Consider the following 8,902-nt stretch of genomic DNA (forward strand, 5'->3'; position numbering starts at 1 on the left):
CCGACAGGAGTCCCGTTGCCCACCAAGACCACGAAGACCGCCACCGACACCGCCGCCGGCGGTGCCGCGACCCCGCCGCGCAGGCGCACCGCGGCGGCCCGGGGCGGCAAGCCGTTGGTCATCGTGGAGTCCCCCTCCAAGGCCAAGACCATCGCCTCCTACCTGGGCGACCAGTACGTGGTGGAGGCCAGCGTCGGCCACATCCGCGACCTGCCCCGCAACGCCGCCGACGTGCCGGCCGCGCACAAGGGCGAGAGCTGGGCGCGGCTGGGGGTCGACGTCGACAACGGGTTCACCCCGCTCTACGTCATCAGCCCCGACCGCAAGCAGCAGGTCACCCGCCTCAAGCAGCTGGTCAAGGACGCGTCCGAGATCTACCTCGCCACCGATGAGGACCGCGAGGGCGAGGCCATCGCCTGGCACCTCATCGACACCCTCAAGCCCGCCGTCCCGGTGCGCCGCATGGTGTTCCACGAGATCACCCCCGAGGCGATCGCCCGCGCCGTCGCCAGCCCCCGCGAGCTGGACACCGCGCTGGTCGACGCGCAGGAGACCCGCCGCATCCTCGACCGGCTCTACGGCTACGAGGTCTCGCCGGTGCTGTGGAAGAAGGTGCTGCCCAAGCTCTCGGCCGGCCGCGTGCAGTCGGTGGCCACCCGCATCGTCGTCGAGCGGGAGCGGGCCCGCATGCGGTTCACCGCGGCCGACTACTGGTCGCTGACCGGCACCTTCGACGTCGCCCCCGCCGACACCGCCGACGAGGGCGAGCCCCGCCAACTCACGGCCAACCTGGTCGCCCTCGACGACAGCCGCATCGCCACCGGCCGCGACTTCGACGCCGACACCGGCGCCGTGGCCAGCAACGTGGTGCACCTCGACGAGGCCGGCGCCCGCGGGCTGGCCGCCCGGCTCGAGGGCAGCCAGGTCAGCGTCACCCGGGTCGACGAGAAGCGGTACACCCGCCGTCCCTACGCCCCGTTCACCACCTCGACGTTGCAGCAGGAGGCCGGCCGCAAGTTCGGCTGGTCCTCCCAGCAGGTCATGCGCACCGCCCAGCGGCTGTACGAGAACGGCCACATCACCTACATGCGCACCGACTCGACGAACCTGTCCGAGACGGCGCTGCGGGCCGCCCGCACCCAGGCCCGCGAGCTCTACGGCGACGCGTTCGTCCCGGCCGAGGCGCGGCACTACTCGAAGAAGTCCAAGGGGGCGCAGGAGGCGCACGAGGCCATCCGCCCCGCCGGTGACTCCTTCCGCACCCCCGGCCAGCTCGCCGGGCAGCTGGCCCGCGAGGAGTTCCGGCTCTACGAGCTGATCTGGCAGCGCACGGTCGCCTCCCAGATGGCCGACGCGGTGGGCCAGACGGTCACCATCCGGCTCACCGGCCGGTCCTCCACCGACGAGGTCGCCGAGTTCTCCGCCTCGGGCCGCACCATCACCTTCCCGGGGTTCCTGCGCGCCTACGTGGAGGGCAAGGACGAGGGCGCCACCGGCGACGACGCCGAGGCCGACGACTCCGAGCGCCGGCTGCCCCGGGTGGAGCGCGGCCAGGTGCTCGACACCGCCGGGCTCGACCCGAAGGGCCACACCACCAGCCCGCCGGCGCGCTACACCGAGCCCAGCCTGACCAAGGCGCTCGAGGAGCTGGGCATCGGCCGGCCCTCGACCTACGCCTCGATCATGCAGACCATCCAGGACCGCGGCTACGTCTGGAAGAAGGGCTCGGCCCTGGTGCCGACCTTCATCGCGTTCGCGGTGGTCAACCTGCTCGAGCAGCACTTCACCGCGCTGGTCGACTACGACTTCACCGCCTCGCTGGAGGGCGAGCTCGACGAGATCGCCGGCGGCACGCTGCGCCGGGTCGACTGGCTCACCGAGTTCTACTTCGGGGGCGAGGGCGGCCACGCCGGCGGCATCGCGGCCTCCGGCGGGCTCAAGCAGGTCGTGGGCCAGCGGCTGGAGGAGATCGACGCCCGCGGCGTCAACTCCATCCCGCTCCGGGCCACCGGGCCCGCCGGGGAGCCGGTCGTCGTCCGGGTGGGCAGGTACGGCCCGTACCTGCAGGCCGGCGGGGAGGACGGCGCCCGCGTCTCCATCGCCGACGACATCGCCCCCGACGAGCTGACCACCGAGAAGGTCCGCGAGCTGCTCGAGGCGCCCTCGGGCGACCGCGAGCTGGGCACCGACCCCGACTCCGGCCACACGGTCGTGGTCAAGGCCGGTCGGTACGGCCCGTACGTGACCACCGTGCTGCCCGAGGGCAGCAAGGAGGCACCGCGGACCGGCAGCCTGTTCCGGACGATGCAGCCCGAGACGGTCACCCTCGACGACGCCCTGAAGCTGCTGTCGCTGCCGCGCACGGTCGGCAAGGCCGAGGACGGCGAGGAGATCCAGGCGCTCAACGGGCGCTACGGGCCCTACCTGAAGAAGGGCACCGACTCCCGGTCGCTGGACGCCGAGGAGAAGCTGTTCACCGTCACCCTCGACGAGGCGCTGGCGATCTTCGCCCAGCCCAAGCAGCGCGGGCGGGCCGCCGCCAAGCCGCCGCTGGCCGAGCTCGGCCCCGACCCGGTCACCAACGGCCTGGTCACCGTGCGGGAGGGCCGGTTCGGGCCCTACGTCACCGACGGCGAGTCCAACGCCAGCCTGCGCAAGGGCGACGACCCGCTGACCATCACCCTCGATCGGGCGGCCGAGCTGCTGGCCGACCGTCGCGAGCGGGCGCCGGTGAAGAAGAAGGCCACCAAGAAGGCGGCCGCGAAGAAGACCACCGCGAAGAAGACCGCCACGAAGTCGACGGCGAAGAAGACGACGGCGAAGAAGACGACGGCGAAGAAGACCGCGACGGCTGCGTCGCGGTCGTCGGCGGGCGAGGGCGCCGTCCCGGCCGGGAACTGAGCCCGGTGACCGGCGGCCTCGACCCGGGCACCTGGGACGCGCGCCGCCGGTCCTTCGGCGCCGTGGCCCGGGAGTACGCGCAGCTGCGTCCGGGCTACCCGGCCGACGCCGTCGCGTTCCTGCTGGTCGACCGGCCGCTGCGGGTGCTCGACCTCGGGGCCGGCACCGGCAAGCTCACCGACCAGCTGCTGGCCGCTGGGCACGAGGTGGTGGCGGTCGACCCGTCCGGCGACATGCTCGCCGAGCTGACCGCACGCCACCCGCGGGTCGAGGCCGTCGTCGGCGGGGCCGAGGACCTCCCGCTCCCGGGGGCCACCGTGGACGCGGTGGTGGCCGGGCAGGCCGCGCACTGGTTCGACCCGGTCCGCACCGCGCCGGAGCTGCGCCGGGTGCTGCGGCCCGGCGGCGTCGTGGGGTTCGTCTGGAACACCCGGGACGAGACGGTGCCGTGGGTGGCCGCGCTGGGGGAGCGGTTGATCGGGGAGTCCCGCGACCACGACGCCCACCAGGGCGTGGTGCACCGGTTCGCGGCCGCGCTGCCCGCCGAGGTCGAGGAGCACGAGCCGCGGTACGTGCAAACAGCTGACCCCCGACCAGGTGGTGGCCGGCATCGCCACCCGCAGCTACGTGGCGGTGCTGGCCCCGGCCGAGGCAGCCGCCTTCCTCGACGGGCTGCGCACCCTCCTCGCCGAGCACCCCGACACCGCCGGCCGCGCCCAGCTCGACCTGCTGTACTCGACCCGGTCGGTGCGGCTCACCCCGCGCTGACCCGGGGCCGGCCGCGAGCGGCGCACGCGGCGCCCGGTCCTGTCCGACCCCGCCGGTAGCGTGGTGACCGTGGCCGGCCCGGGGGTGTTCATCGCGTTCGAGGGCGGTGAGGGTGCCGGGAAGTCCACCCAGGTCGCCCGGCTCGAGACCTGGCTCGCCGGCCGCGGCGTGCGCGTGCGCACCACCCGCGAGCCCGGTGCCACCGGGCTCGGCGGCACGCTCCGCTCGATCGTGCTCGACCCGGCCACCACCGGCCTGTCGGCTCGGGCCGAGGCACTGCTCTACGCCGCCGACCGCGCCCAGCACGTGCACGAGGTGGTGCGGCCAGCCCTGGTCGACGGGCAGGTCGTCGTCACCGACCGCTACGTCGACAGCTCGCTGGCCTACCAGGGCGCCGGGCGCGCGTTCGACCTGGCCGAGATCCGCGCCCTCTCGCGGTGGGCGACCGAGGGTCTGCTGCCCGACCTCACCGTGCTGCTCGACCTCCCGCCCGAGCTCGGCCTGGCCCGTGCCCGCGGCCGGGCGACCGCGGACCGGTTGGAGGCCGAGTCCGTGCAGTTCCACGAGCGGGTCCGCGGCACCTTCCAGGCGTTGGCCGCGGCCGAGCCCGACCGCTACCTCGTCCTCGACGCCACTGGTGCGCCCGACGCGCTCGCCGCGGCCGTCGCCGACCGTGTCGCCGCCCTGCCGGGGGTGCTGTCGTGAGCGGGCTGCCCGAAGGCGTCTGGCGCGACGTGGTGGGCCAGCCCGAGGCGGTCGCCGAGCTGCAGCACGCCGTGGCCCACCCGGCGTCGATGACCCACGCCTGGTTGTTCACCGGCCCGCCGGGCTCGGGGCGGTCGGTGGCCGCCCGGGCGTTCGCGGCGGCGCTGCAGTGCCCCGAGGGCGGCGACGGCACCTGCCACGCCTGCCGCACCGTGCTGGCCGGCACGCACGCCGACGTCCGGCTCGTCGTGCCCGAGGGCCTCTCGATCGGCGTGAAGGAGATGCGCACCGTCATCGGGTTGGCCGGGCGCGCGCCGTCGCAGGGCCGGTTCCAGGTGGTGGTGGTCGAGGACGCCGACCGCATGACCGAGCAGGCCGCCAACGCGCTGCTCAAGATGCTGGAGGAGCCGCCGGCCCGCACCGTCTTCCTGCTCTGCGCGCCCTCGCTGCACCCCGACGACGTGTCGGTGACCATCCGTTCCCGCTGCCGCGTGGTCTCGCTGCGCACCCCCCCGGCCGAGGCCATCTCCGAGGTGCTGGTCCGCCGCGACGGGGTCGAGCCGGTGCTGGCTTCCTGGTCGGCCGCGGCCTCCGGTGGCCACATCGGGCGCGCCCGCCGGTTGGCCCGCGACGACACCGCCCGCACCGCCCGCGCGGCCGTCCTCGACGTCCCGCTGTCGTTGACCAGCCTGGCCGCCTGCCTGCAGGCCGCCGACGGCCTGGTGGGCACGGCGGCGGCGGAGTCGGCGGCTGCCACGTCGGCTGCCGACGCGGCCGAGACCGAGGCGGTCAAGGCCTCGCTCGGGGTGGGCGCCCGGGGGCCGGGCGTGGCTGCGGCCTCCCGCGGGGCCGGGCAGCTCAAGGAGCTGGAGAAGCAGCAGAAGTCCCGGGCCACCCGCATCGGGCGCGACACCCTCGACCGCGCGCTGGTCGACCTGGCCGCCTTCTACCGCGACGCGATGCTGATCGCCGGGGTGCGGGGCGACCTGACCCGGGTACCGCACCTCAACCACCCCGACCGCTCGGCCGACGCCCTCGACCTGGCGCGCAAGGTCGGCGCCGAGGGCGCACTGCGCCGCATCGACGCCATCCTCGCGGCCCGCACCGCCCTGGAACAGGCGGTCAAGCCGCAGATCGCGATCGAGGCCATGTGCGTGGCCCTGCGCCTGCCGGCGTGACCGTCGGGGTGGCGCCCGGCGGCAGGACCGGCGTCGCGTAGGCTCTCCGACGCACCACGCCGCCTTAGCTCAGTCGGTAGAGCATCTCACTCGTAATGAGAAGGTCGTCGGTTCGATTCCGACAGGCGGCTCCGCACCGGACCGACCGGGTCGCCCGCCTCAGCGACGGAGTTGGGTGTCCAGCACCGCGGCGACGGAGTCCAGCGCGCCGGGGACGACGGCGTAGTAGGCCCACACGCCCCGCTTGTCGCGGGTGAGCAGCCCGGCGTCGACCAGCACCTTGAGGTGGTGGGACACCGTCGGCTGCGAGAGCCCGACGGGGTCGGTGAGGTCGCAGACGCAGGCCTCGCCGCCGTCGTGGGCCGCGACGAGGGAGAGCAACCGCAGCCGGGTCGGGTCGGCCAGGGCCTTGAGCGTGCGGGCCAGTGCATCGGCGTCCGGGGCGCTGATGGGTGCGGCGACGAGCGGTGCGCAGCATGCCTGCGCCTCGACCGTGGTGTGCAGGGCCGTCGCCATGGGACGAGTGTGACGCAGGCATCGACGCCTGTCGATATTGACGCTCGTCGATGTCTGCGGCAGGGTGCTCCATCGACAGTCGTCGATGGATGGGGAAGTCATGGCCGCCTGGAGCGAGCACCTGCGGGGTGCGGCCGTCGCCGCGGCCGAGCCGACGGGTCGGCCGGCGTGAGCGACCCCGTCCGCGAAGCCCGACGACCGGGCACCTCGCCCGACACCCCGGTCCTGGCGCAGCTGTCCACCCTCGACCGGTTCCTCCCGGTGTGGATCGTGGCCGCCATGGCCCTCGGCCTCGCCCTCGGTCGGCTGGTACCCGGGCTGGACGCCGCGCTCGAGGCGGTCACGGTCGGCGAGGTCAGCCTGCCGATCGCCGTCGGGCTGCTGCTGATGATGTACCCGGTGCTGGCGAAGGTCCGCTACTCCGAGCTGGACCGCGTCACCGGCGACCGCCGGCTCCTGCTGGCCTCCCTCGGCCTCAACTGGGTGCTGGGCCCGGCGATCATGTTCGCCCTGGCCTGGTTGCTGCTGCCCGACCTGCCCGAGTACCGCACCGGGCTGGTCATCGTGGGGCTGGCCCGCTGCATCGCCATGGTGCTGATCTGGAACGACCTGTCCTGCGGCGACCGCGAGGCCGCCGCCGTCCTGGTCGCCATCAACTCGGTCTTCCAGATCCTGGCCTTCGCCGCCCTCGGCTGGTTCTACCTGCAGGTCCTGCCCGGCTGGCTGGGCCTGGCCACCACCTCGGCGGAGTTCAGCGTCTGGGCCATCGTCGTGTCGGTCCTGGTCTTCCTCGGCATCCCGCTGGTGGCCGGGTTCGCCACCCGCACGATCGGCGAGCGCCGCAAGGGCCGCGACTGGTACGAGTCCCGCTTCCTGCCGCGAGTCGGCCCCGTCGCCCTGTACGGCCTGCTGTTCACCATCGTCGTGCTGTTCGCGCTGCAGGGCGACGCCATCACCTCCCAGCCCTGGGACGTCGTCCGCATCGCCGTCCCGCTGCTGGCCTACTTCGCGCTGGTGTTCGGCGGGTCGTTCGCCCTGGGCATGCGGTTGCGCCTGGGCTACGCGAAGACCGCCACCCTGGCCTTCACCGCCGCCGGCAACAACTTCGAGCTGGCCATCGCCGTGGCCATCGGCACCTTCGGGGTCACCTCCGGGCAGGCGTTGGCCGGTGTCGTCGGCCCCCTCGTCGAGGTCCCCGTCCTCGTCGGGCTCGTCTACGTCTCCCTGTGGGCCGCCCGCCGCTGGTTCCCCGGCGACCCCACCGTCCCGACCACCTCGAGGAGCGCTGCCCCGTGACCAGTGTGCTGTTCGTCTGCGTGCACAACGCCGGCCGTTCCCAGATGGCCGCCGGCTGGCTGACCCACCTGGCCGGCGACGCCGTGGAGGTCCGCTCGGCGGGGTCGCTGCCCGCCGACCAGGTCAACCCCGCCGCGGTCGCAGCCATGGCCGAGGTCGGCGTCGACATCTCCGCCGCCGCCCCGAAGGTGCTCACCGCCGAGGCGGTGCAGGCCTCCGACGTGGTCATCACCATGGGGTGCGGCGATGCCTGCCCGGTCTTCCCGGGCACGCGCTACCTGGACTGGGACCTCGCCGACCCCGCCGGGAAGGGGGTCGAGGCCGTGCGGCCGATCCGGGACGAGATCGAGGTCCGCATCCGCGGCCTGCTCGCCGAGCTCGACGTCGCCCTCCGTCCGACGGGGAGCGGTCAGGGCTGACTGTGTAGCCTGCCGGGCGTGACCCTCCCCGACGTGCTGCGCGGGCGGCTGAGCCTCCCGGCCATCGCCTCGCCCATGTTCATCGTGTCCGGGCCCGACCTCGTCGTCGCCCAGAGCTCCGCCGGCGTCGTCGGGTCCTTCCCGGCGCTGAACGCCCGCCCGGCCGAGAAGCTGGGTGACTGGCTCACCGAGATCGACGAGCGGCTGGCCGCGGCCCGGGCCAGCGGCGCGACCGTGGCCCCGTACGCGGTGAACCAGATCGTGCACCGCTCCAACGACCGCCTCGAGCACGACGTCGCGCTGTGCGTCGAGCACGAGGTGCCGATCGTCATCACGTCGCTGGGCGCCCGCGAGGACGTCTACGACGCCGTGCACTCCTACGGCGGCATCGTGCTGCACGACGTCATCGACGACCGGTTCGCGCACAAGGCGATCGACAAGGGCGCCGACGGGCTCATCGCCGTCGCGGCCGGCGCCGGCGGCCACGCGGGGACGACGTCGCCGTTCGCCCTGGTGCGCGAGATCCGGCGCTGGTTCGACGGCCCGCTCGCGCTCTCCGGGGCCATCGCGCACGGCAGCTCGGTGCTCGCCGCCCAGGCCGCGGGCGCCGACCTCGCCTACATCGGCTCGGCGTTCCTGGCCACCGAGGAGGCGCAGGCCGCCGCGGGCTACAAGCAGATGGTCGTGGACAGCTCGGCGTCCGACATCGTCTACAGCAACCTGTTCACCGGCGTGCACGGCAACTACCTCGCCGGCTCCATCGTGGCGGCGGGCCTGGACCCGACCGACCTGCCCACGTCGGACCCCTCGAAGATGAGCTTCGGCTCCGACGGCGGGGCGAAGGCCTGGCGCGACGTCTGGGGCTCGGGCCAGGGCATCGGCGTGGTCGACGCCGTCGTCCCCGCCGCCGAGCTGGTCGCCCGGCTGACCCGGGAGTACACCGAGGCCAAGGCCGCCCTCGACGCCGCGGTCATCACCCCCGCCACCGTCTGAGAGGGTGTTGGGTAATTGATCGGCTACTTGTCGGAGTCGAGGTCGTCGGCCAGCCGGCGGGCGGCTTCGGTCTCGATGGGGCCTTGGGGCTCGATGTGTCGGCCGGTGAGTCGGGCGGCCATCAAC

8 protein-coding genes, 1 tRNA gene and 1 pseudogene are annotated in these 8,902 nt (G+C 74.0%); 8 read left to right on the forward strand and 2 right to left on the reverse strand.

Features of this window, described 5'->3' with window-relative positions; translation table 11 throughout:
• The first annotated feature begins 15 nt into the window (after positions 1-15).
• The 5 genes from topA (at position 16) to TEK04_RS12710 (ending at position 5,683) form a co-directional block, all read left to right on the forward strand.
• Positions 16-2,901: a type I DNA topoisomerase gene (topA, locus tag TEK04_RS12690; RefSeq protein ID WP_336404711.1), complete on the forward strand. Its 2,886-nt coding sequence runs from the start codon at positions 16-18 to the stop codon at positions 2,899-2,901.
• A 5-nt stretch (positions 2,902-2,906) separates the two neighbouring features.
• The gene (locus TEK04_RS12695) at positions 2,907-3,728 is read left to right on the forward strand and encodes a class I SAM-dependent methyltransferase (RefSeq protein ID WP_336404712.1); all 822 of its coding nucleotides are present in this window, start codon (positions 2,907-2,909) and stop codon (positions 3,726-3,728) included.
• A gap of 10 nt (positions 3,729-3,738) precedes the next feature.
• Positions 3,739-4,374, forward strand: a complete 636-nt coding sequence (gene tmk / locus TEK04_RS12700) for a dTMP kinase (RefSeq protein WP_336404713.1) — start codon at positions 3,739-3,741, stop codon at positions 4,372-4,374.
• The gene (locus TEK04_RS12705; RefSeq protein WP_336404714.1) at positions 4,371-5,552 is read left to right on the forward strand and encodes a DNA polymerase III subunit delta'; all 1,182 of its coding nucleotides are present in this window, start codon (positions 4,371-4,373) and stop codon (positions 5,550-5,552) included. The genes tmk and TEK04_RS12705 overlap by 4 nt, the downstream gene beginning before the upstream one ends.
• Positions 5,553-5,610: 58 nt before the next feature.
• Positions 5,611-5,683 (forward strand) — tRNA-Thr (locus TEK04_RS12710).
• A gap of 28 nt (positions 5,684-5,711) precedes the next feature.
• On the opposite strand, the gene TEK04_RS12715 is transcribed toward TEK04_RS12710, so the two are convergent.
• Complete coding sequence (locus tag TEK04_RS12715) at positions 5,712-6,068, reverse strand: metalloregulator ArsR/SmtB family transcription factor (RefSeq protein WP_336404715.1); 357 nt, start codon at positions 6,066-6,068, stop codon at positions 5,712-5,714.
• Between the two features lie 168 nt (positions 6,069-6,236).
• Here TEK04_RS12715 and arsB point away from each other — a divergent pair, with 168 nt between their 5' ends.
• From arsB to TEK04_RS12730, 3 genes are read left to right on the forward strand one after another with little or no spacing between them, the layout of a single operon-like run.
• Complete coding sequence (gene arsB, locus TEK04_RS12720) at positions 6,237-7,364, forward strand: ACR3 family arsenite efflux transporter (protein ID WP_336404716.1); 1,128 nt, start codon at positions 6,237-6,239, stop codon at positions 7,362-7,364.
• Entirely contained in the window at positions 7,361-7,783 is a 423-nt protein-coding gene (locus TEK04_RS12725) for an arsenate reductase ArsC (protein WP_336404717.1), read from the forward strand. The genes arsB and TEK04_RS12725 overlap by 4 nt, the downstream gene beginning before the upstream one ends.
• Positions 7,784-7,801: 18 nt before the next feature.
• Complete coding sequence (locus TEK04_RS12730) at positions 7,802-8,776, forward strand: NAD(P)H-dependent flavin oxidoreductase (protein WP_336404718.1); 975 nt, start codon at positions 7,802-7,804, stop codon at positions 8,774-8,776.
• A 23-nt stretch (positions 8,777-8,799) separates the two neighbouring features.
• Here the strand turns inward: TEK04_RS12730 and TEK04_RS12735 are convergent.
• Positions 8,800-8,902, reverse strand: a pseudogene (locus tag TEK04_RS12735) (IS5/IS1182 family transposase); the annotation flags it as partial.

The organism is Klenkia sesuvii (assembly GCF_037083825.1).
GTDB classification, from domain to species: domain Bacteria; phylum Actinomycetota; class Actinomycetes; order Mycobacteriales; family Geodermatophilaceae; genus Klenkia; species Klenkia sesuvii.

What these genes read in the sequence shown, in the direction of transcription:
- TEK04_RS12715 (WP_336404715.1), bottom strand. Translation starts at nt 6,068, where the DNA reads ATGGCGACGGCCCTGCACACCACGGTCGAGGCGCAGGCATGCTGCGCA.